Here is a 23,536-nt window from a genome sequence, read left to right as displayed (position 1 = left end):
CGTCAGGCCGCGAAGCCTGGATCAGGCCGTCGGCTCGCTGATGCTGCGCACCGGGCGGTCATGGCTGCCGACCCAGCGCGGGCCCTTGGGGCCATACACGCCAGCGGGTTCCGGGAAGGTCCGCAGCAGGGCGATATAAAGCAGCGCGGCCATGCCGAGGGTCACCGGCAGGCTGATGTCGATACCGCCGGCCAGGTTGCCCAGCGGGCCGACGAACTGGCCCGGCAGGTTGACGAAGCACAGGCCCAGGGCCGCGCTCGGGATCCAGGCACCCATGCCGCGCCAGTTCCAGCCGTTGTGGAACCAGTAGGCGCCGCCTTCCTGGCCACGGGTGAACACCTGCAGGTCATCGGCGTGGTAGAAGCCACGGCGGATGATCAGGCCGAGGATCATGATCACCATCCAGGGGCTGGTGCAGGTGATGATCAGCACGGCGAAGGTGGACACGCTCTGCACCAGGTTCGCGGCGAAGCGACCGATGAAGATGAAGGCGATGGACAGCAGGCCGATCAGCAGGGTGGCCTGCACGCGGTTGAGCAGGCGCGGGAACACGCTGGACATGTCCAGGCCGGTGCCGTACAGCGAGGTGGTGCCGGTGGACATGCCGCCGATCACCGCGATCAGGCACACCGGCAGGAAGAACCAGCTCGGCGAAACGGCCAGCAGGCCACCGACGTAGTTGTTCTGCGCGATGTAGTCCGGGGCGTTGACGGCGACGATGGTGGCGGTGGCCAGGCCGAACAGGAACGGGATCAGGGTGGCCAGCTGGGCGCAGATCACCGCCAGCATGATGCGCTTCTGCGAGGTCTGGCGCGGGATGTAGCGCGCCCAGTCACCGAGGAAGGCACCGAAGGACACCGGGTTGCTCATGGCCAGCAGGGCGGCGCCGATGAAGGCGGCCCAGAAACCTTCGCTGCCCATCTGCACGGTACCGGCGTAGCCAGCGTCGAACGGGCCGGAGAAGGCGAACAGGCCGAGCAGGAACAGCAGGCTCGCGGCCCATACGGCGATCTTGTTGACCATCAGCATGAAGCGGAAGCCGTAGATGCAGACGATCAGCACCAGCACGGCGAACAGGCCGTAGGCCAGGCCCAGGGTCAGGTCGGTTTCCGGCAGGTCGAACAGGCGCTTGGCGCCACCGATCAGCGCATCGCCCGAGCTCCACACGGAGAGGGAGAAGAAGGCAACGGCGGTGAGCAGCGACAGGAACGAACCGACGATCCGCCCGTGCACGCCGAAGTGGGCGCCCGAGGAGACCGCGTTGTTGGTGCCGTTGAGCGGGCCGAACAGGCCCATCGGTGCGAGGATCAGCGAACCGACCAGCACGCCGAGCACGATGGCCCAGACGCCGGCCTGGAACGACAGCCCGAACAGCACCGGGAAGCTGCCGAGCACGGCGGTGGCGAAGGTGTTGGCGCCACCGAAGATCATGCGGAACAGGTCGGTGGGCGTGGCGTTGCGTTCGTGATCCGGGATCTGTTCGACCCCGAATGTCTCGATCGTTGTGATTGCGTGTGCGTTGTTCTTGTTATCCATGACTTCCTCCCGGGGAGCCCTGTCTTTATGGCGTCGGAGACGGTGACAGGTGCTCGTGTGTGGCCAGCCAGCGGCCCTGTTTCGGATCACGGCGGAAGACGATGGTCTCCCGTTCGTGGTTCAGGCTTTCCTCTCCCTGGATGCGCAGCCGCGTGGCGACGTCGTGGCAGAACACGGCCACGTCTTCGCCTTGCAGGCTCACAAAGGTGTTGCTCGAAAGGCAGTCAAGGACCTCGAAACCATCGTCACGCAGCCAGCCTTCCCACACTTCGCGATAAGCCGCGCGCGACAGCAGCGGCACCGGCCAGGTGTGGAAGATGAAGGAGGCGTCTTCGCTGAAGGCGGCGAAGTAGGCTTCGGTGTCGGTGCGCGCGAAGGCTGCCACGAGATCGCGGGCAGCCTCCAGCACCTGTGCTACGCAGGCGTCGTTATTCATGGGTGTGCTCGTGCGCTCAGCGGCGCTCTACGCCCGGGAGGATGCAGAGCATTTCGTACAGCAGGTTGGCGCCGAGCAATGAGGTGTTGCCGGTGGTGTCGTAGGGCGGAGAAACCTCGACCAGATCGCAGCCGATGATGTCCAGGCCCTGGCAGCCACGGACGATCTCGATCGCCTGGATGGTGGTCAGGCCGCCGATTTCCGGGGTGCCGGTACCGGGTGCCCAGGCCGGGTCGATACCGTCGATGTCGAAGGACAGGTAAACCGGGCCGCCGCCGACTTTCTCGCGGACTTCGGCCATCAGCGGTTCCAGCGACTTGTGCCAGCACTCTTCGGCCTGCACCACGCGGAAGCCCTGCTTGCGGCTCCAGTTGAAGTCTTCGGCGGTGTAGCCCTGAGCGCGCAGGCCGATCTGCACCACGCGGTCGCAGTCCAGCAGGCCTTCTTCCACCGCGCGGCGGAAGGTGGTGCCGTGGGCGATCTTCTCGCCGAACATGTGGTCGTTCACATCGGCGTGGGCGTCGATGTGGACCAGGCCGACCTTGCCGTGCTTCTTGTGGATGGCACGCAGGATCGGCAGGGTGATGGTGTGGTCGCCGCCCAGGGTCAGCGGGAGGATGCCGTGGTCGAGGATCTTGTCGTACGCCTCTTCGATGATGCGTACGGCTTCCATCAGGTTGAAGGTGTTGATCGCCACGTCACCGATGTCGGCGATGTTCAGCGAGTCGAACGGCGCAGCGCCGGTGGCCATGTTGTAGGGACGGATCATCACCGACTCGGCGCGGATTTCGCGCGGCCCGAAACGAGTGCCGGAGCGCAGGGAGGTGCCGATGTCCAGGGGCACGCCGACGAAGGCGGCATCGAGCTGGTTGAGCTCTTCGGGGGACTGGATATGCGGCAGGCGCATCATGGTGGCGATGCCGCCGAAACGCGGCATTTCGTTACCGCCCAGGGGCTGGTGAAGTTTCTTGTCCATGGGGAGGGCCTCAGGCTGATCGCTGTCTTCGTGGAAACAGGCTTGTTGATACTGGGGCCGGATTCTCTCCACGCCGGGTAGTGGAAAAAATCGCTGGCTACAAATAATCACTTCAGAGTTTTCTAAACTAATAACGGTCGCTAGACTGCGCCACCTTGCCGCAGCAGACGGCTCGCCGGGCTTGTGGCCTGCGGTTCCTGAATAGATAGGTGGCTTGCTATCATCCGTTTTTCAGGTATAGAAACTACTGAACTAGAGCGGCCCGGCCGCGGTTTTGCGGAGTCTTCATGAGCGCGAGCGCATTGCCCGACGTCAAACTGCTGCGGATTTTCGCCTGCGTGGTGCGTAGCCAGGGCTTCGCCGCCGCCCAGCAGGAGCTGAACCTGTCGACTTCGGCGATCAGCACCTACATGAGCCAACTGGAGAACCAGTTGGGCATCGTGCTCTGCCACCGTGGACGTGGCGGCTTCGGCCTGACCAGCAAGGGCGAGCTGTTCCACCAGGAAACCCTGCGCATCCTCGGCGAACTGGAAGGCTTCGAGCGCTATGCGGCGACGCTCAAGGGGGAGCTGCGCGGCACCCTGAACCTCGGCGTGCTGGACTCCACCGTGAGTGACCCGGCGCTGCCGCTGGCGGATGTGATCGGCTCCTTCAGCAGCCTGCACCCCGCGGTGCACCTGCACTTGCAGGTGCAGAGCCCGTACGAGTTGCAGCTGGCGGTGCTGGACAACCGCCTGGACCTGGCCATCGGCTCGTTCTTCAGCCGGATGAACGGCCTGGTCTACCAGCCTCTTTATAGAGAGCAGCACTGGCTGTACTGCAGCGACCGCCACCCGCTGTTCGACGGACGGCGCATCCCCGCCGAGCTGATCACCCAGCAGCGCATGGTCGGCCGCGGCTACTGGAGCCAGGCGGAGCTGGCGCGGCACGGCTTCAAGCACAGCGCCGGCACCGTGGAGAGTATGGAGGCGCAGCTGATCCTGATCCTTTCCGGCGGCTACATCGGCTACCTGCCCGAGCACTACGCCCATCCCTGGGTGGAGCAGGGCCGCCTGCGCGCGCTGCTGCCGGCGACCTTCGGCTACCAGGCGCCGTTCTCGTTGATCCTGCGCCGCGGCCGTTCCCGCGAGCCGCTGATCCAGAACTTCCGCGACCTGCTGCGCACCCAGCCGAGCCAGTCATGAGCCGCGCCCGTTGCCCGCGCTGTGAGCGCCCGCTGGATCATTGCCTGTGTGCGCTGATTCCCCGTGTGGATAACCGCACCCGCGTCCTGCTGTTGCAGCATCCGAGCGAGGTCGGTCATGCGCTGAACACTGCGCGTCTGGCGGCGCTTGGCCTGGCCAATGCGGAGCTGAAGGTTGGCGAGGATTTCAGTGAGCTGGACCTTTCCGCCTGGGACGCCTGGCTATTGTTCCCCGGCGAAGCCGCTGTGGGTCTGGCTGATCTGGCCGCGCAGCCTGTGGATAAACCACGCCTGCTGGTCGTCCCCGACGGCACCTGGCGCAAGGCGCGCAAGCTGCTGCACCTCAACCCGAACCTCGCCGCGCTGCCGCGTGTCGTTCTCCCTGAAGGGCTGACTTCGCGCTACCGCCTGCGCAAGGCGCCGGCCGAAGGTGCGCTGTCGACCATCGAGGCAGTGGTGCATGCGCTCGATGCGCTGGATGCGCCGCAGTCCCACGCCGACCTGCTGCGCCCGTTCGAGGCACTGATCGAAGGGCAGATCGCCGCGATGGGCGAGGAGACCTTCCTGCGCAACCACGGGCCGCGTTCCTCGTCCTGAAGGCGGACCTTGTCCGCCATCGCGTGCATGGCACGCTCCTACAGCCCCGCGCGACACCTCCCCCGTAGGAGCGGGCCATGCCCGCGAACCGGCCGGCAGGCCGGACGTGTCACGGGGCACCGCAGGTTCGTTATACTGCGCCCCTCATTCCCCTTCGCGAGGTGTTCGTCCGATGCGCAATTGATGCCGCCGTGGTTTCACGGCCCGTTTCCTTCCCTGGCCCGTTCCCAGGGGAATTCCGGCATCAATCTGGACCTGCGCATGACGAGCCCGTTTACCCTGGCGCTGCAAGGCGTCTCTTTCCAATTGCCCTGCGGCGAGCTGCTGCTGAGCGACCTCAACGAAACCTTCGACGACCGTCGTACCGCGCTGGTCGGGCGCAATGGCGTGGGCAAGTCCGTGCTGGCGCGGATCATGGCGGGCGAGCTGGCTGCCAGCGCTGGCCGTTGCCTGCTCTCCGGGCCGGTGCATTACCTGCCGCAGCGCCTCGAGCCACAGGCGTTCGGCAGCGTCGCGGAGTTGGCCGGCGTACGACCGCTGCTGGAGGCGCTGGCGCGTGTCGAAGCCGGTGGCGTCGATCCGGCGGACTTCGAGTGCCTCGACGGCCACTGGGACATCCGAGCCCGGCTGGAGGCGGAACTGTCGGCGGCCGGGCTCGCCCATCTGCTGCCGGATACGCCCGCCTCGCGCCTCAGTGGCGGCTAGTGCACACGGGTTGCGCTGCTTGGCGCCTGGCTCAGCGGCGCGGACTGGCTGATTCTCGACGAGCCGAGCAACCATCTGGATCGCGCCGGGCGCGAGGCCTTGCGTGAGCAACTGCAACGCTGGCGTGGCGGCCTGATCCTGATCAGCCATGACCGCCTGTTGCTCGACGACATGCAACGCATCGTCGAGCTGTCGTCGGCTGGACTGCGCAGCTACTCCGGTGGCTACGCCTTCTACCGAGAGGTGCGCCGGCAGGAGCAGGACAACGCCCAGCGCGAGTTGCAGCGGCGCAAGCTGGAGCGTGATCGCCAGCAGCACGCCATGCAGGAGCAGCGCGAGCGCCAGGAACATCGGCAGGCGAAGGGGCGCAAGGAAGCAAAGGAAGCCAATCAGGCGAAGATACTCGTCGACCGGCAGAAGGAGCGCAGCCAGACCAGCATCGCGCGCCTGGCCACGCAGCATGACGAGCGTCGGCAACGGCTGGCGCGGGAGGTGAGCGAGGCTTTCGAGCAGTTGCGCGAGGACAGCGCGGTGCTCCTGAATGCGCCGGACTGCGAGCTGCCCGAGTCCCGTGGGGTATTGCTGCTGGAGTCGCTGCGCCTGCCATACGGCAACGCCGCGCCGCTGGACTTGCAGTTGAACGGGCCGCGCCGTGTGGCGGTCACTGGGCGCAACGGCAGCGGCAAGTCGACCCTGCTCAAGGTGATTGCCGGTGTACTCGGTCCCGTCGCTGGCTCCTGCGAAGTGAAGGTGCGCAGTGCCTATCTGGATCAGCATCTGGCCGCGCTGGCGCCCGAGCGTTCGGTGCTCGAGCAGCTACAGGAGCGCAATCGCGTGGCGGACTCTGCGGTGTTGCGCACCCGATTGGCGCAGCTGGGTTTGCCGGCGGCGCGGGTCGAGTTGCCCAGTGCGCTGCTCAGCGGCGGCGAGCGGCTGAAAGCGGCGCTGGCCTGCGAACTCTACGCCGAGCAGCCGGCGCAACTGCTGCTCCTGGACGAGCCGGACAACCACCTTGACCTGCCGTCCCGCGAGGCGCTGGAAAACCTGCTGCGTCAGTACCGGGGCGCGCTGCTGGTGGTCTCCCATGACGAGGCGTTGCTGGGACGGCTGGGCCTGGAGGCGCGGCTGGAATGCGCGGAGGGCGGCTGGCGCTGGCTATCCGAGTGAGGCTTTACCGGTCGGGAAGGGCTGGGTAGGATCGACTCTCCTCTCTTTCCGGCTGCCTCTGCCGTGACCCGCCCAGGCGTTGATTCGCGAAGCGGGCATTCATGCTGCCGACGCTCCAACGGCTGCCACCCTGCGTGGTGCGCCATCCCTTCGTGATCTGCTGAATCAGGATGAATTCATGCTCATTCGCCAACGCATCGCTGCGGACAACCCGCGGCTGCTCGATATCTGGCTGGGCGCCGTGCGCGCGACCCACCACTTCCTCCAGGCGTCGGACATCGATGCTCTGCTGCCCCAGGTCCGCGACCTCTACCTGCCCGCCGTCGAGGTCTGGGTGGCGGTGGACGATGCTGACCGGCCGCTGGGTTTCATCGGGCTCAACGACAGCCATGTGGAGATGCTCTTCATCGACCCGGATTGCCGAGGGCGCGGCCTGGGCCGTGCGCTGCTCGATTTCACGCGTGAAATGCGCGGCACACTGAGTGTCGATGTCAATGAACAGAATCCTCCCGCCGTGGGGTTCTATCGGCACTACGGCTTCGTCCAGACCGGGCGTTCTTCCCACGATGGCGAAGGAAGACCATTCCCGCTGCTGCACATGAGCCTGCCGGGCAGCCCATAACCTGCATTTCCCTGTAGGAGCGGGCCATGCCCGCGATCCGGCCGGCACCTCATGGAGTCTGGCATCGTGGCGGACGTTGTCCGCCATCGCGTGCACGGCACGCTCCTACAGGTTCAGGTGATTTCGCGGCTGCCGAAGCGGATGCTCCGTGCGCCGAGCTTGAGCAGGCTGTCGGCGAACAGGTCGCTGGCGGTGCTGCGGCAATCCCAGGCGGCTTCCCAGTCTTCCTGGCGGCGCCAGTGCAGGCGGCCGACCAGGCGCTGCGGCTCGCCTTCGGCATGCAGCTCGCTGGCGAGGTAGCCGGGGCGCCGGTAGAACAGCTCCTGCAGGTGCGACAGGTAATCGCACAGCCGCGCGGCAATGTGCGGGCGTTGCTGGGGCGGTACGTCGATCTCGATCTGCAGGATGAAGTGCGGGTTGTCCACGCAGGCATGGGCGGTGATCGGGGCGGGTTGCGTCATGTTCCTGGGCTCCCTGGCTTGAACCGAATGCCTGGCGAGGGTAAAACCTCAACTTAAGTTGAGGTCAATAGCCCATGAAAGAATCTTCTTCCTGCTCCATGCACCGCGAGCTGAGCGTCGGCGAGCTGGCCAAGCGCGCTGGCGTGGCCGTTTCCGCGCTGCACTTCTACGAGGCCAAGGGCTTGATCAGCAGCTCGCGCAACGCCGGCAACCAGCGCCGCTATTCCCGCGACACGCTGCGCAGGGTGGCGGTGATCAAGGTCGCACAACGGGTCGGCATTCCCCTGGGTGAGATCGCCGAGGCGTTGGGCTCGCTGCCGAAAGGGCACAACCCGTCGGCAGCGGACTGGGCGCGCTTGTCGGCGCGCTGGCGGGACGACCTGAACGAGCGGATCGAGAAATTGCTGCTGCTGCGCGATCAGCTCGACGGCTGCATCGGCTGCGGGTGTTTGTCGATGGAGGCCTGCCCGTTGCGCAATCCGGGGGACAAGCTGGCGGAGGAGGGGCCGGGGGCGCATTGGCGGGGGGATGAGTGATGGAGGGTTTCGCGAGCAAGCTCGCTCCTACATGAAGCACCCGGCAACTGTAGGAGCGAGCTTGCTCGCGAACGCTGGGCTTACCGCTCCCGCAGTGCCTCCCACCGCGCCTTCAGCACCGGCTTCAGGATGTAGTCCAGCACGCTCTTCTCGCCGGTGATGATGTCCACCGTCGCCACCATGCCGGGGATGATCAGCAGGGGCTTGGCGTCGGTGCCCAGGTGGTTCTTGTCGGTGCGCACCTGGATCATGTAGAAGCTGTTGCCCTTGTCGTCGGTGATGGTGTCGGCGCTGATCACTTCCAGCTTGGCCTTGAGCCCGCCGTAGATGGTGTAGTCGTAGGCGGTGAACTTCACCGTGGCCGGCTGGCCGGGGTGGAGGAAGGCGATGTCCTGCGGGCGCACCCGCGCTTCCACCAGCAGGTTGTCCTCCAGCGGGACGATTTCCACCATGTCGTTGCCCGGCTGCACCACGCCGCCAATGGTGTTGACCTTGAGCTGCTTGACGATGCCGCGCAGGGGCGCGACCACCAGGGTGCGGTTGACCTTGTCGTCAATCGCGCGGCTGGTGGCGGTGAGCTTGTTGAGGTCGGTGCGGACGTCGTTGAGCTCCTTCAGCGCATCACTGCGAAAGCCCAGTTTCGACTCTTCCACCTTGCGCTGGATCTCGTTCACCGCCGCCTCGGCGCGGGGAATGGCGAGGTTGGTGGCGTTGAGGTCGCCATTGATTTCCACCGCGCTGCGGCGCAGGCGCAGCAGCTCCACCGGGGACACCGCGCCGGCCTTCACCAGCGGCTCGGACATGTTGATCTCCTGCTGCACCAGCCCGAGGCTCGAGCGGTACTGCTGGGTCTTGGCGCGGAACTCCTGCAGCTCCTGGCCCTTCTGCCGCAGCTGTTCCTGAAGGATGTTCAGCTCGCTGCTCTGCCGCTGCATGCGGGTCTGGTAGAGCGCCAGCTGGTCTTCCACCACCTGCGGCGCGGCTTTCTTCAGGTCGTCGGTGAACACCGGCTCGCGCCCTTCGGCTTCCGCGCTCAGGCGTTCGACGCGGGCTTCCAGGGAGTTGCGGTCGGCCTCGGTCTCGCCCTTGTTGGAGGAAAAGCGGGTGTCGTCCAGGCGCAGCAGCGGCTGGCCCTTGTTCACCACCTGCCCCTCGCGGACGAAGATTTCCGAAACGATGCCGCCCTCCAGGTTCTGGATGGTCTGCACCTTGGAGGAGGGGATGGCCTTGCCTTCGCCCTTGGTCACTTCCTCGATATCGGCGAAGTAGGCCCAGGTGATGGCCGCCACCAGCAGGCCGAGCGCCGCCCAGAGGGTGATGCGCGTGGCGTTGGGCGAGTCTTCCAGCAGGGTGCCCTGGACCTCGGGCATGAATTCGGTGTCGCGGGCGCCGTTGCCGCCCAGGTAGCCGCGGATCGATTGCGAAAAGTGCATGGCCATTACCCCGCTGCCGGGCCGACGTGGCCCTTGCGCAATGCTTCGATGACCGCGTCTTTCGGGCCGTCGGCGACGATACGGCCGCTGTCGAGCACCAGCAGGCGGTCGACCAGGCTGAGCATCGAGGTGCGGTGGGTGACCAGCAGCAGGGTCTTGTCGCGGCAGGCCTCGTGCAGGCGCTTGCGCAGGATCTCCTCGCTGCTGTTGTCCATGGCGCTGGTGGGTTCGTCGAGCAGCAGGATCGGTGGGTCGAGCAGCATCGCGCGGGCCATCAGCACGGCCTGGCGCTGGCCGCCGGAGAGCAGCTGGCCGCGTTCGCCCACCGGGCGGTCGAAGCCGGCCGGGTGTTGCCGGGCCAGTTCGCTGACACCGGTCAGCTCGGCCACTTCGAGCATCCGCGCGTCGCTGACGTAGCGCGCGCCGAGGGTCAGGTTGTCGCGCAGGCTGCCGGCCAGCAGCGGCAGGTCATGGGCCACGTAGCCGATCTGCTGGCGCAGGTCGGAGACATCGAGTTGGCGCAGGTCCAGGCCGTCGAGCAGGATCTGTCCTTCGTCCGGATGATAGAAGCCCATCAGCAGGCGGCCGAAGGTGCTCTTGCCCGAGCCGCTCTTGCCGATGATGCCGATCTTCTCGCCGGGGGCCATGCGCAGGCTGACGTGGTTCAGCGCCGGGGTCGTCTGCTCCGGGTAGCTGAAGCTCAGCTGGCGGACTTCCAGCGCGCCGTGCAGCTGGGTGCGCTCCAGCGGGCGCTGGCGGGCCTGGCGCTCCTGCGGCAACTCCATCAGCGCGTCGGTGCTCTTCATGGTCAGGCGCGCCTGCTGGTAGCGGGTGATCAGTCCGGCGATCTGCCCCAGCGGGGCGAGCACGCGGCTGTTGAGCATGTAGCTGGCGACCAGTGCGCCGACGCTGAGGTTGCCGTCGAGGATGCTGTAGACCCCGGCGCAGATCATCGCCAGGCCGGCGAACTGCTGGAGGAACAGGGTGCCGTTGGTGGCCAGCGCGGAGAGGAAGCGCGCGTGGTTGTCCAGCCGCGCCAGGGCGCCGTGGGTGGACTCCCAGCGGTACTGCCGCTCGCTTTCGGCGCCGCAGGCCTTGAGGGTTTCCAGGCCGCCGAGGGTTTCGATCAGCAGGGCCTGGCGTTCGGCGCCGAGGGTCAGGCTTTTCTGCACGGTATCGCGCAGGCGGCTCTGGATGATCAGGGCGAACACGATGGTGATGGGGAAGGCCAGCAGCGGCACGGCCACCAGCCAGCCGCCGAGCAGGCCGATGACCAGGATCATCAAGAGCGAGAAGGGCAGGTCGATCAGGCTGGTCAGGGTCAGCGCGGTGAGGAATTCGCGCAGGCCCTGGAAGTCATGGATGCTCTGTGCAAAGCCGCCGACGGTCTCCGGCTTGGCCTTGAGCGACATGCCGGTGATGCGTTCGAACAGGGTGGCGGAGAGGACCACGTCGGTCTTCTTGCCGGCCATGTCCAGCAGGTTGGAGCGCAGCACCCGCAGCAGCAGCTCGAACAACGTGCCGATCAGCAGGCCGGCGGCGAGCACCCAGAGGGTCGACAGCGCCTGGTTGGGCACCACGCGGTCGTAGGTCTGCATGACGAACAACGGCACCAGCATGCCCAGCAGGTTGATCAGCAGGCTGGCGACCAGGGCGTCCGTATAGAGCCAGCGCGACAGCCGCAGGGTGTCGCGGAACCAGGCTTCGACGCGTGGCACCAGCGGTTTGCGCGCCGCTTCCAGCTCGTGACGCGGGCGGGCGAAGAGGGCCTGGCCGCTGTACTGGGCGGCCAGCTCGTCGGCGCCGACGGCCTGTTCGCCGCCTTCGGTCTCGCAGGGCAGGATCAGCGCCTGGCCGTCTTCGCGCCATTGGCGCAGCACGGCGCTGCGGCCGTCATTGAGCAGCAGCAGGACCGGCAGGTTCAGGCTGGAGATGTTGCGCAGTTCCCGGCGCAGCAACCGGCCCTGCAGGCCGGCACGGGCGGCGGCGCGCGGCAGGAGGGCGGCGGAGAGTCGCTGGTCGCGCAACGGCAGGCCGGCGGACAGGCTGTTGCGGCTCACTGCGCAGCCATGCAGGCGGCAGAGGATCAGCAGTCCGTCGAGCAGGGGGTCGTCATGGCTCAGGCGCGGATCGCCCGGCGCGGGTGTGCCGCGCTCCTGGATGATCATGGTCACGCTACTTCCTCCCGGGCCGGGCCGACCCGCGCCGGCGGCATCCGGCGAACACTTGCAGGTGCTCGCCGGGCCAGGCCGGTCGTCGGGTATTCCGTGCCCCGTCGTATCGCTTCACGGCCGTCGCCCCGACACCGGGCGGCGCGGGGCTGAGTGACGGACGCGAGCGACTTTCTTATTTCAGGTCAGGCAGGCGTGCCTCGTTCTTCACATCCGACAGCGCCACGGCTTCGTGCGGCGCCACCACATGCTGCGACTTGAGCAGGTAACCCATGCTGCCGAGCACGCGGTACATCGAGTATTCCTCGGTGTAGCGGACCTCGGTGTAGCGACGGTTGGCGGTGAACAGTTCGTTCTCGCTGTCCAGCAGGTCGAGCAGGGTGCGCTGGCCGAGGGTGAACTGTTGCTGGTAGGCCTCGCGCACCTTGCGGGTGTAGTCGGCGTACTCGCGGGCCGGCTGGGTCTGCTTCTTGGCGTTTTCCATCGCGTCCCAGGCCAGCGAGAGGTTCTCGTTGAGCAGCCGCAGCGCGTTGTTGCGGATGTCCTGGGCCTCGTTGATCTGGTGCGAGGTGGCGTTCAGGTGGGCCTTGTCGCGCATCCCGTTGAACAGGTTGTAGCGCATCACCACCTGGGCTTCCCAGCTGTTGTAGTGGCCTTCGTCACCGTCGACGTTGTTGTTGGCCGCCTTCGCCAGTTCGGCGTCGAAGCGCGGGTAGAACGGCGCCTTGGCGGCTTCGTACTGGGCTTCGGCGGCGTTGACGTCGGCCTGAGCCGATTTCAGCAGCGGGTTGTCGCTGAGCATGTTCTGCCGGGCGACCAGCAGGTCCGGCGGAACCTCGGCCTTGACCGTGGAGGGAGCCTCCAGCTGGTCCGGCATGCGGCCGGTGGCGCTATAGAAGCTGGCCTCGGCATCGGCCAGGTTCACTTCCTCGGTGTAGAGGTTGTTCTGCGCCAGGGCCAGACGTGCGATGGCCTGGTCGTTATCGGCGGTGGAACCGACGCCGCGCTCGCTGCGCAGGCGGATCTGATCGCCGATACGTTCGTGGGCCTGCAGGTTGTTCTTGGCCAGCGCCACCATCTCGCGGCGCTTGAGCACATCGAGGTAGACCTCGACGGTGCGCAGGGCGGCGGTTTCCGAGGTGCCGAGGATACGGAAGGCCTTGGAGTTGACGTTGGACTCGTTGCGCTTGACCTCGTTGGGGGTGCCGAAGCCGTCGAACAGCATCTGCCGCAGACGGATTTCCGCATCACCGCGGGTCAGGGTTTCATCGTTGTGATTGCCCGCCGCGCGCGTGGTCGGGCTGTCGGTGTTCTCCCGGCCGTAACCGGCCACGAGATCGACGGTTGGCAGATAACCTCCCCTGGCAAACTTGAGTTCTTCATCCGCGGTCAGGCGACTGTTCACGCTCTGACTGATTTCCGGGTGGTATTGCAGCGTGCTTTGTATAGCTTCAGTCAGGGTCATGGCCTGCCCATGGGTCCCCGCCACCGCCAAAAATACACCGCTCCATAGTGCCGCGTTACGACTGCGCATGGCTTTGCTCCTGGTGTTCTCGTACTTCGATGCTCTTGGATCGCCAATTTATTGGCTTTTTTCTCTTATCAAGCGTTTCACGCCTGTAACATCAGAGCTAAGAACAACTTTTCGAGAACCTCAGAAGAATTTTTCACATGGGTTATTCGGAAAAAATCTTATGAGTCATGTGAAAAACCGCACATTGTTTGAACGTGCAAGCCCTCGTGTTTCCTGGGTATGGGCCGGATAAGGCGCTTGCAGAAGAAGCCAGGTACGGTTTGTAGCAGTTAGGGCGGGGACCACCGCAGAAGGACAAGAAAACGCGTGGCCAGCATGACAGAAAATTGTCGCTGGCTTTTTGATGCAAAAACGCTAGCAGTCCTTTTCGCACCCTTCGCAACTTACTTCGCAGCATCCGGATACAAGCGTGCCGTGGCCTGTTTCGGTCAATCGCGCGCCGGTGGAACCGGCCGCGGGATGTGCAGCGGAGGAAGGACTCATGGCTACTTTGATGGGTGTCGTCAGCAAGGTAATCGGCGAAGTGTTTGCGGTAGCCGCCGATGGATCGCGTCGTCCTTTGGAACAGGGAGACAAGGTTTTTGTCGGTGAGCAGCTGGTCACCGGCGCCAATGGCGCGGTCGCGCTGAAGGTCGCGGGAGGCGGCGAGATCACGCTGGGACGTGACAGCTCCCTGCCGCTGACGTCACAGATGCTGTCGGCTGCGCACCAGGCGGAGCAGGGTGACCAGTCGGTTGCCCAGCAGCAGCCGGCGACGCCGACCAAGCAGGACGTCACCGACGTCAAGGCCTTGCAGGCCGCCATCGCCGCAGGCATGGACCCGACCCAGGCTGCCGAGGCCACCGCCGCCGGACCGAGCGCCGCAGGTGCCGCCAACGGCAAACCCGGTGGCGGGCACTCCTTTGTACTGCTCACCGAGGTCGGCGGGCATATCGATCCCACCATTGGCTTCCCCACCGGGCCCATCGGGTCGGGTCCGCTTCCCCTGCGCGAATTCGATGGTATTCCGCAACCGCCCGCCGAGGCCGTTCCGCCGGCCCCCGTGGACGGAGTGCCCACCGCCGGCCCCGGCTCCGCCAGCGTGTTCGAAGCCGGCCTGCCTGGTGGCCTGCCCAATGGCGCGGGCGAGGGTTCGACCTTCACCGGCAGCCTGGGCTACAGCTTCGGCGCCGATGGCGTCGGCAGCTTCTCCTGGGGGACCGCGGGCCTGCCGAACCTCACTTCCGGCGGTGTGCCGCTCACCTACAGCGTCAGCCCCGACGGCCTGACCCTCACCGGTAGCGCCAATGGCGTCCCGGTGTTCACGGTTACCGTCACCGACATCAGCACCGGCGCCTTCGAGCTGAACCTGCTGCAGCCGCTGGATCATCCGGTCAAGGGTGCCGAAGACACCCTGAACATCGAGATTCCCTACACCATCACCGACGGCAACGGCACCCCGGCCGGCGGCACCCTGACCGTGGGTGTGGTGGACGATGCGCCGCAGGCCAGCCTGTCCGCCAACAACGGTGTGGACGTGCTGCTGCAGACCCATGACGCCAACACCGCCGGCGCTGCCTTCGACACCTCCACCGCCGACTACAGCTCGGCCTTCCAGGTGACCGCCAACTACGGCGGCGACGGTGCCGGTACTACCCAGCTGAGCTACAGCCTGAACCTGGTGGGCGGCAACGGCATCGATTCGGGCCTGACCAGCGGCGGCGCGACTCTCTACCTGTACAGCGTGGGTGGCGCCATTGTCGCTTCCACCTCCGCCAGCGCCGCTGGCATCACCGGCGAGAACACCATCTTCAGCCTGTCGGTGAACGGCAATACCGGTGTGGTTACCCTGACCCAGTTCAGCGCCGTGGACCATGCGCTGCCGGGCAGCGATGGCAACTACGCCAGCCAGAACGCCGTGCTCGATTCCGGCCTGGTGCAACTGCAGGGCAACCTGACGGTGACCGACCGTGATGGCGACAGCGTTTCCTCCAGCAGCTCGCTGGACCTCGGCGGCCGGGTCAGCTTCACCGACGATGGCCCGAGCATTGCCGTGGGCAACACCGAAGGCCTGCACCTGACGGTGGACGAGTCCGCCCTGGGGGCCGACGCCACCAGCAGCGTGGCGGCAGGCGACCTGTTCAATGCGCAGTTCGGCGCCGACGGCGCCGGCTCGATCACCTACAAGGTCGAGACCCAGGACAACACCGACAGCGGCTTGAAGGACACGGCCACCGGCAGCCAGATCTTCCTGTTCAACACCGCCACCGGCGTGGAAGGCCGCGTGGGCGGCGCGAGCGGTGAAGTGGCGTTCCGCGTGACCCTCGGCCAGGACGGCAAGATCACCCTGGATCAGGTCCGTGCGCTGGTACACCCGGACAATACCGACGCCAACGATCCGCTCAGCATCGGTGCAGGCAAGATCACCCTGACCGCCACCGTGACCGACGCCGATGGCGACCATCAGAGCGCCGGGCTCGACCTGGGCAGCAAACTGACCTTCCTCGACGACGGCCCGAGCATTTCCGTGGGCAGCACCGAAGGGCTGCACCTGACGGTGGATGAGTCGAACCTCGCTCAGAACGCCACCAGCTCCGTGGCTGCAGGCGATCTGTTCAACGCCCAGTACGGCGCCGACGGCGCCGGCTCGATCACCTACAAGGTCGAGACCCAGGACAACACCGACAGCGGCCTGAAGGACACGGCCACCGGCAGCCAGATCTTCCTGTTCAACACCGCCACCGGCGTGGAAGGCCGCGTGGGTGGCGTGGACGGCGAAGTGGCGTTCCGCGTGACCCTCGGCCAGGACGGCAAGATCACCCTGGATCAGGTCCGTGCGCTGGTGCACCCGGACAACACCGACGCCAACGATCCGCTGAGCTTGGGTGAAGGCAAGATCACCCTGACCGCCACCGTGACCGACGCCGATGGCGACCATCAGAGCGCCGGCCTCGACCTGGGCAGCAAACTGACCTTCCTCGACGACGGCCCGAGCATTTCCGTGGGCAGCAGCGAAGGCCTGCACCTGACGGTGGACGAGTCCGACCTCAGCCAGAACGCCACCAGCAGCGGCTCGGTGGCCGATCTGTTCAACGCCCAGTTCGGCGCCGACGGCGCCGGCTCGATCACCTATAAGGTGGAGACCCAGGACAACACCGACAGCGGCCTGAAGGACACGGCCACCGGCAGCCAGATCTTCCTGTTCAACACCGCCACCGGCGTGGAAGGCCGCGTGGGTGGCGTGGACGGCGAAGTGGCGTTCCGCGTGACCCTCGGCCAGGACGGCAAGATCACCCTGGATCAGGTCCGCGCGCTGGTACACCCGGACAATACCGACTCCAACGATCCGCTGAGCCTGGGTGAAGGCAAGATCACCCTGACCGCCACCGTGACCGACGCCGATGGCGACCATCAGAGCGCCGGTCTCGACCTGGGCAGCAAGCTCACCTTCCTCGATGACGGCCCGTGCATCGCGCCCATCGAAGGCAGCGACCTGCACCTGAGCGTGGACGAAACCACCCTTGGCCAACCGGCGACCAGCACCGGCTCCGTGGCCGACCTGTTCAGCGGCCAGTTCGGCGCCGACGGCGAGGGCTCGATCACCTACAAGCTCGAAGCGGCCAACAACACCGACAGCGGCCTGACCGATACCGCCAGCGGCCAGCGGGTGATCCTCTTCAACACCGCCAATGGGGTGGAAGGGCGCCTGGAAACCAGCGGCGAAACCGCCTTCCGCGTGACCCTCGGCCCGGACGGCAAGGTCACCCTGGAGCAACTGCGCGCGCTGGTGCATTCCGATACCAGTGATCCCAATGACTCGCTGAGCCTGGCCGGCAAGATCGCCCTCAGCGCGACCATCACCGACAAGGACGGCGACAGCGCGACCACCTCGATCGACCTGGGCGGCAAGCTGAGCTTCCTCGACGATGGTCCGAGCATCGCGCCCAGCTCGGGGCACGACATCCAGCTGACGGTGGATGAAACCAACCTGAATCTGGATGCCACCAGCACTGCCAGTGTCTCCGACCTGTTCACTGCGCACTTCGGCGCCGATGGCCCGGGGCAGATCACCTACCGGATCGAGACCGAAGACAAGACCGACAGCGGCCTGAAAGACACGGCCACCGGTGACCACATCTTCCTGTTCAACACCGCCAGCGGTGTGGAAGGCCGGGTCGGTGGCGAGAACGGCGAAGTGGCGTTCCGCGTGACCCTGGGCCAGGACGGCAAGATCACCCTCGACCAGGTGCGCGCTGTCGTGCATCCGAATCCGGGCGACAACAACGAAGGTGTCAGCCTCGACCAGAACACCCTGACCCTGACCGCCACCATCACCGACAAGGACGGCGACAGCTCCTCGGCGCACATCGACCTGGGCAGCAAGCTGACCTTCCTCGACGACGGCCCGAGCATCGCGCCGTGCGAGGATGTGGACATCAAACTGACGGTGGATGAGACCCACCTGAACGTGGATGCCACCAGTTCGGTCACGGTCTCCGACCTGTTCACCGCCCATTTCGGCAACGATGGTGCGGGTGGGATCACCTACAAGGTCGAGACCAATGACAACACCGACAGCGGCCTGAAGGACACTGCCACCGGCAGCAAGATCTTCCTGTTCAACACCGCCACCGGTGTCGAAGGCCGCGTAGGAGGTGAAGACGGCAGCGTCGCCTTCCGCGTGACCCTCGGGCAGGACGGCAAGATCACCCTCGATCAGGTGCGCGCCGTCGTGCATCCGGATACCACCCAGGCCAATGAAGGCGTCAGCCTCGCCCCGGACAGCGTGACCCTTACGGCCACCATCACCGACAAGGACGGCGACAGCGCCCAGGCTCACATCGACCTGAGCGGCAAGCTGAACTTCCTCGACGACGGCCCGAGCATCACTCCGTGCGACGACGCGGATATCAAGCTGACCGTGGACGAGACTCACCTGGGCGTGCCGGACACCAGCAGCGCTTCGGTGGCCGACCTGTTCACCACCCACTTCGGTGCGGACGGCGCCGGCACGATCACCTACAAGCTGGCCGGAGCCGACAACACCGACAGCGGGCTGAAAGATACCCAGACCGGTGAGAAGGTCTACCTCTACAACACTGACAACGGCATCGAAGGTCGCCTGCAGGGCACCGACACCGTCGCCTTCCGCGTCTACGTCGACGGCGATGGCAAGGTCACCCTGGAGCAGCTGCGTGCCCTGGCCCACCCGGACGCCAGCAACCCCGATGACTCCCTGAGCCTCAGCGGCCAGGTCACCCTCACCGCGACCATCACCGACAAGGATGGCGACAGCGCCAGCGCCCACATCGACCTGGGCAGCAAGCTGACCTTCCTCGACGATGGCCCGAGCATCGTTCCGTGCCTGGACGCCGACATCAGCCTGGAGGTGGACGAGTCCGACCTGTCGAACAACGCCCGCGTCGAAGTCAGCCTGGTGTCCCAGCTGTTCACTCCGAGCTTCGGCGCTGACGGCGCAGGAACCATCACCTACAAGGTGACCGCGGTCGACGGTACTGACAGTGGAGTGCAAACCACCAAGGGTGAGGCCATCCTGCTGTACAACGTGGACGGCACCGTGGTCGGCAAGGTCGCCGGCACCGGCGCTATCGCCTTCGTGGTCAGCGAGGACCAGGGCGCGCTCATGCTCGACCAGCGCCTGGCGCTCAAGCACCCGGATACGACCAACCCGGATGAGGCGCTGCGCCTGCCCGACGGCAAGATCACCCTCACCGCCACCATCACCGATGGCGACGGCGACCAGGCTTCGGCCCACGTCGACCTCGGCACCAAGATGGTGTTCTACGACGATGCCCCGACCATCACCGCGAACGCCCAGGGTGCTCCCAGCCTGGTGGTGGACGAGACCAACCTGGCCAGCAATGCCAGCGCGGACTTCTCCGGTCAGTTCAACGGCAACTACGGGGCGGACGGCCAGGGCTCGCTGACCTACAAGGTCGAAGCCGTTGCCAACGGCAGCGACAGCGGCCTGCAGACCAGCCAGGGCCAGACCATCCTGCTGTTCAACGAAGGCACCAGCGTGGTCGGTCGCGTAGGCGGCCCGGCTGGCGCCATCGCCTTCAAGGTGACGGTGGCCGACGGTGTGGTGACCCTTGACCAGCAGATGGCGCTCAAGCATTCGGACGCCAGCAACCCCAATGACTCGGTGAGCATTGCCGGCGGCAAGATCAACCTGGTCGCCACCATCACCGACGGCGATGGTGATTCCAGCCGCGCCCAACTCGACCTCGGCGACCGCCTCACCTTCAAGGACGACGGCCCGAGCATCAGCGCCAACAGCCAGGGCGCGCCGGTACTGACGGTGGATGAAACCAACCTGGCCAGCAATGCCAGCGCGGACTTCTCCGGGCAGTTCACCAGCAGCTTCGGCGCCGACGGCGCCGGCACCCTGACCTACCAGCTCAGCGCCGTTTCCAACGGCATGGACAGTGGCCTGAAGACCACCGATGGCCAGACCATCCAGCTGTTCAACGAAGACGGCAATGTTGTCGGCCGCGTCGGCGGAGACCAGGGCGCTGTCGCCTTCAAGGTCTCCATTGCCGGTGGCGTGGTCAGCCTCGACCAGCAAATGGCGCTGCAGCACCCGAACGCCAGCAACCCCGATGACTCGGTCAGTCTGCTGAGCAACAAGATCAACCTGGTCGCCACCATCACCGATGCCGACGGCGACTCGCTCTCCGCCAGCCTCGACCTGGGCGGCCGGCTGACCTTCAAGGACGACGGCCCGAGCATCACCGCCAACGCCGGCCAGGCGCCGGTCCTCACGGTGGATGAAACCGTGCTGGCCACTGACGCCACCGCCAACTTCAGCGGCGCCTTCACCTCCAACGGTGGTGCCGACGGCGGCACCGTCAGCTACAGCCTGTCGGCGACTGACGGCACTGCGAGTGGCCTGCAGACCACCAGCGGGCAGAGCATCGTGCTGGTCAAGGTCAGCGACACGGTGGTCGAGGGGCGCGTGGGCAACACCGGCGGCGCGGTCGCCTTCAGCCTGACCCTCGACAGCACCACCGGTGACCTGACGCTCGATCAGAAACTGGCGTTCAAGCACGCTGACGCTACCAACCCCAACGACTCGGTGAGCCTGCTGGGCAGCAAGATATCCCTGGTGGCGACCATCACCGACGGCGATGGCGACCAGCAATCCGCCAGCGTCGACCTGGGCGGCAAGCTGGTCTTCAAGGACGACGGCCCCGCGCTGATCGCCGGTGGCAACGTGACCGGCCAGGTGATGGAGGATGCACTGCCCGGTGGCAACCCCGATGGCGCCAGCGACACCACGACCGCCAAGGGCTCGCTCACCAGCCTGGTGAACTTCGGTGCGGACGGCCCCGGTGCCTTCTCGCTGACCGGCGATTACTCCTCGCTGACCTCGCAGCACCTGACCTCCGGCGGCGTGGCACTGGCCTACAGCGTGGTCGGCAACCTGCTGACCGCCATGGCCGGCGCCAAGACCATCTTCACCCTGTCGGTGGATACGGCCGGCAACTACGAGTTCAAGCTCGTCGGCCCGCTGGATCATCCGCTGCACAATGGTAGTGATGCGGAGCAGCTGGCGCTCAACCTCGGTGGCGTGATCAAGGCCACCGACGGCGACGGCGATCCGGTCAGCCTGGGCAGCGGCTCGCTGGTGATCAACGTGCAGGACGACCTGCCGGTGGTCCACAGCGAACCGCCGTGCCAGGACGTGTCCGAGGTCCCCGGCTTCGTGCTCAACGGCATGCTCGACGTGAGCTTCGGCGGCGATGGCCGTGGTGCCTTCGACCTCAGCGGCAACACCGCGCCCGATGGCCTGACCTATGTGGTTACCCAACTGGCCGGTGGCGGCTCGCAGCTGACCGCCTACGACGGTTCCAACGAGGCCTTCTTCGTTCTCAAGGTCAACGCCGACGGCACCTACAGCTTCGAGGTGCTCAACTCGCGGCCGATCTCGACGGTGGAATACGATCTTGCCCAGCTCGCCGCCGGCGGTCCGCGTCCGTCGGCCTCCTTGACGTCTGACGGCCTGACGGTGGTCTTCACAAGCCCCAACGGCGATGTGAACCCCTCCAGCAATGGCATGGGCGTGGGCGGCAACAACCTCATCACCCCCGGCGAGAACCTCAACATCGCCTTCAGCGAGAAGATCTACGACGTCAGCTTCGACGTGCAGAAACTCTCCACCAGCGATGTGCTGAGCTGGAAGGTGCTCGGTGATGGCGGGGTGGTGCTGGCGACCGGCACCTTCTCGCCGCCGGCAGGCTATGGCGAGAACAGCTCGGTGTCGTTCAACCTGCTGACCGACGGCCACTTCACCAGCGGCTCGGCCTTCCAGCTTTCCGAAGGCGGCTTCAACTCCGTGGTGCTGAGCAGCAACAGCGGGGACTACCGACTGGTTACCGTCTCTGCCGGGCAGTCGGTCCTGCCGGAGAACCTGGACCTCAACTTCCACGTCGGCCTCACCGACGGCGACGGCGACAGCACCGGGCTGAACCTGTGCCTGGACCTGAGCTCCCCGCAGTCGATCCTGGTGGTGGGCAGCAACAGCAGCGACATCGACGGTTCGAGCACCCAGCACACCCTGCCCAACCCGCAGGATGTGGACAAGTCCGGGACCATCAGTGGCGGCGGCGGCAACGACGTGCTGGTTGGTGATCCGGGGGGCGTGTCGGTCTATACCCAGCCGGGCAAGAACTACAACATCTCGCTGATCGTCGATACCTCCGGCAGCATGAAGGACGCCTCCGGCACCGGCAGTCTGTCGCGCATGGACCTGGCGAAGAATGCGCTGGTGAACCTGGTCAACGCCATCAAGGGCCACGATGGGGTCATCAACGTCAGCCTGGTGTCGTTCGGCGACAGCGCCACTCGCGTCAGCTACAACGGCCTGACCACCGCCAACGTGGCCTTGCTGATCTCCGCGATCAACGCACTCAGCGCCAACGGGGCGACCAACTATGACGACGCCATGCAGAAGGCTTCGGCATGGTTCAACACCCAGGTCGGCACCAACCACGCCGATGCGGCCCACGGCTACGTCAACCTGGCGTTCTTCCTCACGGACGGCAACCCGACCGTCTACAACGGCAACTCCAGCAGCGGCAACAGCACCAGCTACAACGACATGAACGTCGCGCTCACTTCGGGTAACGACATGCTGCACCATGCCGGCACCCTCGTCGGCGACAACTCGGTGGCAGTCAATGCCATCGGTATCGGCAACGGCATCAACAGCGACTACCTGCGCTACTTCGACAACACCAACACCACCGGCACCGTGGTGACCAATGTCGACGGCACGAACCTCTCCAATACCGTCGGCCAGCCGCAGATCATCAATACCGCCGAGCAGTTGCAGGCGGCGCTGCAGGAAGGCTTCAGCACCAGCACACCGGTGACCGTGGGCAACGACCACCTGGTCGGCGGCGCGGGCAACGACATCCTGTTCGGCGATGTCATCAACACCGACCAGCTGGCCTGGGCCGGGCATGCAGCCGGCACGCACAACGGCCAGGGCTTCCAGGGACTGGTGGATTACCTGACCGCCACCAACGGCACCGCGCCGACGGCGGCCACGATCAGCAACTACATCATCCAGCACGCGGATCAGCTCAACGTCGCCGGTGACACGCGCGGTGGCGACGACATCCTCGAAGGCGGCGCCGGCAATGACCTGATGTTCGGCCAGGGCGGCAACGACAAGCTGATCGGCGGGCCCGGCGACGACATCATGTACGGCGGCACCGGCGCGGATGAGTTCATCTGGAAGTCCGGCGATACCGGCCATGATGTGATCAAGGACTTCAACATCGCCGAGCATGACGTGCTGAACTTCGCCGACCTGCTGCAAGGGGAAGCCGCCACGGCCTCGTCGCTGGCGCACTACCTGACCTTCTCGGTCAACGCCGGCACCACCACCATCGGCGCCAGCCCCACCAGCGGTGGCGCCGTCACCCAGACCGTCGACCTGGCCAACGTCGACCTCGCCGCCAAGTACGCGGGCCATGCCGGTAACGGCGTGCTCTCGGCGGGGGATACCCAGACCGTGCTCAACGGTCTGCTGGGGGATCACGCGATCAAGACCGACACTGTCTGACCCTGTGTAAAGCCAGTCGAAACCGCCGCCTCCGGGCGGCGGTTTCGTTCTCGCTCCGCCCAACGAGGGTGGGGGCACGGCTATACGGCTGGTGAATGATCGTC

Annotated in this window: 12 protein-coding genes and 1 pseudogene; 6 read left to right on the top strand and 7 right to left on the bottom strand. The window is 66.0% G+C overall.

What is annotated here, in order from left to right; genetic code table 11:
* Window positions 1-21: 21 nt before the first annotated feature.
* The 3 genes from UB43_RS15040 to speB are packed head-to-tail and all read right to left on the bottom strand — an operon-like array spanning window position 22 to window position 2,948.
* A complete protein-coding gene (locus UB43_RS15040; protein ID WP_045212327.1) occupies window positions 22-1,536 on the bottom strand; it encodes a cytosine permease in 1,515 nt (504 codons plus the stop codon).
* A gap of 25 nt (window positions 1,537-1,561) precedes the next feature.
* Window positions 1,562-1,972 (bottom strand): nuclear transport factor 2 family protein, encoded by a 411-nt coding sequence (locus UB43_RS15035; RefSeq protein WP_045212325.1) that lies wholly within the window; start codon window positions 1,970-1,972, stop codon window positions 1,562-1,564.
* A gap of 16 nt (window positions 1,973-1,988) precedes the next feature.
* Window positions 1,989-2,948 (bottom strand): agmatinase, encoded by a 960-nt coding sequence (gene speB, locus UB43_RS15030; protein WP_045212323.1) that lies wholly within the window; start codon window positions 2,946-2,948, stop codon window positions 1,989-1,991.
* A 287-nt stretch (window positions 2,949-3,235) separates the two neighbouring features.
* Between speB and UB43_RS15025 the strand changes: the two genes are divergently transcribed.
* From UB43_RS15025 to UB43_RS15010, 4 genes and pseudogenes are all read left to right on the top strand, one after another.
* On the top strand, window positions 3,236-4,132 hold the full coding sequence (locus UB43_RS15025; RefSeq protein WP_024765259.1) for a LysR family transcriptional regulator: 897 nt from the start codon (window positions 3,236-3,238) through the stop codon (window positions 4,130-4,132).
* The gene (locus tag UB43_RS15020; RefSeq protein WP_045212320.1) at window positions 4,129-4,728 is read left to right on the top strand and encodes a tRNA-uridine aminocarboxypropyltransferase; all 600 of its coding nucleotides are present in this window, start codon (window positions 4,129-4,131) and stop codon (window positions 4,726-4,728) included. The genes UB43_RS15025 and UB43_RS15020 overlap by 4 nt, the downstream gene beginning before the upstream one ends.
* Window positions 4,729-4,989: 261 nt before the next feature.
* Window positions 4,990-6,600: pseudogene (locus UB43_RS15015) on the top strand (ABC-F family ATP-binding cassette domain-containing protein).
* 178 nt (window positions 6,601-6,778) lie between these two features.
* Window positions 6,779-7,222: an acetyltransferase gene (locus UB43_RS15010; protein WP_045212317.1), complete on the top strand. Its 444-nt coding sequence runs from the start codon at window positions 6,779-6,781 to the stop codon at window positions 7,220-7,222.
* A gap of 113 nt (window positions 7,223-7,335) precedes the next feature.
* On the opposite strand, the gene UB43_RS15005 is transcribed toward UB43_RS15010, so the two are convergent.
* Window positions 7,336-7,683, bottom strand: coding sequence for a hypothetical protein (locus tag UB43_RS15005; protein ID WP_045212315.1), 348 nt, complete (start codon window positions 7,681-7,683; stop codon window positions 7,336-7,338).
* A gap of 74 nt (window positions 7,684-7,757) precedes the next feature.
* Between UB43_RS15005 and soxR the strand changes: the two genes are divergently transcribed.
* Entirely contained in the window at window positions 7,758-8,219 is a 462-nt protein-coding gene (gene soxR / locus UB43_RS15000; RefSeq protein WP_045212313.1) for a redox-sensitive transcriptional activator SoxR, read from the top strand.
* A gap of 80 nt (window positions 8,220-8,299) precedes the next feature.
* On the opposite strand, the gene UB43_RS14995 is transcribed toward soxR, so the two are convergent.
* The 3 genes from UB43_RS14995 to UB43_RS14985 all read right to left on the bottom strand — a co-directional run bounded on the left by UB43_RS14995 (window position 8,300) and on the right by UB43_RS14985 (window position 13,288).
* On the bottom strand, window positions 8,300-9,652 hold the full coding sequence (locus UB43_RS14995) for an HlyD family type I secretion periplasmic adaptor subunit (protein WP_045212550.1): 1,353 nt from the start codon (window positions 9,650-9,652) through the stop codon (window positions 8,300-8,302).
* 5 nt (window positions 9,653-9,657) lie between these two features.
* Window positions 9,658-11,820 carry a type I secretion system permease/ATPase gene (locus tag UB43_RS14990; RefSeq protein ID WP_045212310.1) on the bottom strand — a complete coding sequence of 721 codons (2,163 nt, stop codon included), beginning with the start codon at window positions 11,818-11,820 and terminating at the stop codon, window positions 9,658-9,660.
* A gap of 178 nt (window positions 11,821-11,998) precedes the next feature.
* Complete coding sequence (locus UB43_RS14985; protein WP_371318950.1) at window positions 11,999-13,288, bottom strand: TolC family outer membrane protein; 1,290 nt, start codon at window positions 13,286-13,288, stop codon at window positions 11,999-12,001.
* A 550-nt stretch (window positions 13,289-13,838) separates the two neighbouring features.
* Here UB43_RS14985 and UB43_RS14980 point away from each other — a divergent pair.
* Window positions 13,839-23,432: a retention module-containing protein gene (locus tag UB43_RS14980; protein ID WP_082085846.1), complete on the top strand. Its 9,594-nt coding sequence runs from the start codon at window positions 13,839-13,841 to the stop codon at window positions 23,430-23,432.
* Window positions 23,433-23,536 lie beyond the last annotated feature (104 nt).

The organism is Pseudomonas sp. 21, from assembly GCF_000955805.1.
Lineage (GTDB): Bacteria > Pseudomonadota > Gammaproteobacteria > Pseudomonadales > Pseudomonadaceae > Pseudomonas.
The sequence above is the reverse complement of the archived record's forward strand: the minus strand, read 5'-3'. Positions and strand labels throughout refer to the sequence as shown.